The following is a 342-nucleotide window of genomic DNA, read 5'->3' on the forward strand; positions in this document are numbered from 1 at the left end:
GTAAAACCGAGCGATTCGCCCGCGCGCGCGAGACTGTCCAGCGTCGCGCCCTGAGTCGTCACATTGGCGAGTTCGCGCAATTTTCCGAGCGTCATCGGAATGCTGTAGTGGCGGCAGATCATAGCGAGGCATGCAGCGCCGCAATCCATTTCTTCCGCCTGCTCCACAAGCGGAAAGCGCCTGATCACCTTCTCGCCGAACTCGGGTTTGCTCTGCAAATCGAGCAGAAGGGGCAGCTTGCGGCGTTGCTCGACCCGCTTCTGGCGTTGCAATTCCCGGTCGCCATAACGAATGCGTTCGTCCAGTACTTCGCGTAGTTTGGGGTTGCGCTCGAGAATAAAG

General features: G+C 59.1%; 1 protein-coding gene. It reads right to left on the bottom strand.

What is annotated here, in order from left to right:
- The coding region (locus EN824_RS33895) for a cysteine peptidase family C39 domain-containing protein (protein ID WP_245521082.1) at window positions 1–342 on the bottom strand (342 nt) is incomplete at both ends.

Origin of the sequence: Mesorhizobium sp. M8A.F.Ca.ET.181.01.1.1, assembly GCF_004792025.1 — a bacterium.
Lineage (GTDB): Bacteria > Pseudomonadota > Alphaproteobacteria > Rhizobiales > Rhizobiaceae > Mesorhizobium.